Raw genomic sequence first — 1,943 nt, 5'->3', positions numbered from 1 at the left:
AAGCGGTCCGCTTGGTCTTGGATATAGCGTATACGGCGATGCTCATCACTTTGGGCCAGAGCTTCAATTCGGGCATGTTCTCGGAGATGCCGTGGATAGTCCCGTGTTGCTGATCAAGACGGCGTGGGGCGGCAAGAGCCTGTACAAAGATTTTCGCCCACCCTCCTCCGGAGGAGAAGTCGGCAAGTACTACAAGCTGATGATCTCCGAGGTTCGCGACAGCCTTGGGCGGATGGAGACAGAATTCCCCTTCACGAAGGGTGCTGGTTACGAACTCTCCGGTCTGGTTTGGTATCAGGGATGGAACGATGGAGTGAATCCCAAAACGGCGGTTCCCGAGTATGAGCAGAACTTGGTCAACCTGATCAAGGATGTGCGAATGGAGTTCAAGTCACCCAAGCTCCCTGTGGTCATTGGTGAACTGACGGGTCCGTGGGTGAAAGCGGATGCCGGCTGGGACGAGCTCAGAAAGGCACAAGCAGAGGCGGCGAATCGAACCGAGTTTGAAGGCAATGTCGCGTTCGTTCCAACTCGAAACTTCGTCAGAAAGGCTGAGAATTCTCCAAACCCCAGCCACGGTCACCATGAGTTCGGGAATGCAGAGACTTACTTCCTCGTTGGGGACGCACTGGGCAAAGGGATGGTCAAGCTCTTGAACACAAACACTACGATCAAAGACTTCGGACTCAAGCCGTACCTCCGAACTTCGAAGGCGCTCCCACACGTTGAGAATCAAACCTGGAAGCTGGTGTGCGGACTGCCCTACAACTGTCATTTTCAGCCATGGATTGAGCTAGAGGCAGAACCGGGTCAGGAGATTCTGTTCAATTCCAGCAACCCACTCGTTCAATATCTGACTCCCACCGAGAAGTGCACGACGCGCCCAGGCACTCAACGCTATGAGGCGAAGAACTGGGTGAGCGGTGAAGGTGCCATCTACACGATTCCGGCTGGAGTCAAGGTCAAGTCGGTCCAGTATCGAGAAACCGGGTTCGATACGAGCTTTGCAGGTTCCTTCCGCTCAAACGACGAGGACTACAACATCCTGTGGCAAAAGGCAGCCCGGACAGCTTACATCTGCATGCGGGATCACTTCTACGACTGTCCAGATCGCGAACGCGTCGGCTTTTGGGGAGACGGAACCCCCGAGTTGAATCAGTGCTTCTATGTCTTTGACTCCAGAGCGCATACCCTTGCCAAAGACCTCGTCCTCCGGCCTCTTCAGCCTAAGTTCTATCCTGGACAACACCTTGAGTTCCTCGGAGATTATGGGCTTTGGTTCTACTATCTGCAGACTGGCGATGCAGAGTCCATGCGAGCGATTTACGACCAGACCAAGACATTCCTCTTCGATACCTACAAATTTGGAAATCCTCGAACTTGGTTTGACTGGGGCAAGGAAGTGAAGGACACGGCGGTTATTGAAACCTGCTTCTACTACAACTGCCTAGGCACGCTCCGGAAGATTGCAGCGATCAGTGGTCACGAATCGGACTTTCCGGAAATCGACCGCAGACTCCACGAAATCCAGTCCACATTCGACAGCAAGTATTGGCAAGGTGGGTTCTACAAATCATCGCAAGTCCAAGAGCCTGACGACCGAGCAAACGCGATGGCGATCAACGTCGGACTTGCCGATCGATCCAAGTGGAATCCGATCTTTGAAAATGTCCTGACCAAGAAAACCTATTCAAGCTGCTTCTTCGATCGGTGGGTTTTTGAGGCAATGAGCAAAATCGGGAAGCAGGATTATGCGCTCATGCGGATGTACACCCGTTACAAGACGATGATCCCGGCAAGCTTCACCACACTGTGGGAGCACTATGATCGTTGGTGGGCCTCGCACATCGACTCCTTTGATGAAGGGTCCTCACTCAACCATGGTTGGAACCCGCCTGCAATCTTCCTCTCGCAGACGATTGCCGGAGTCTCACCTGAAGGAC

Annotated in this window: 1 protein-coding gene; it reads left to right on the top strand. The window is 53.4% G+C overall.

What is annotated here, in order from left to right:
• Positions 1 to 91 precede the first annotated feature (91 nt).
• Positions 92 to 1,943 (top strand): sialate O-acetylesterase (locus tag RMO15_RS15890; RefSeq protein ID WP_309714428.1); only part of this gene is annotated, 1,852 nt, incomplete at its 3' end.

The organism is Armatimonas sp. (genome assembly GCF_031410135.1).
Taxonomy (GTDB): Bacteria; Armatimonadota; Armatimonadia; order Armatimonadales; family Armatimonadaceae; genus Armatimonas.
This window is presented reverse-complemented; position numbering and strand designations above follow the sequence as displayed.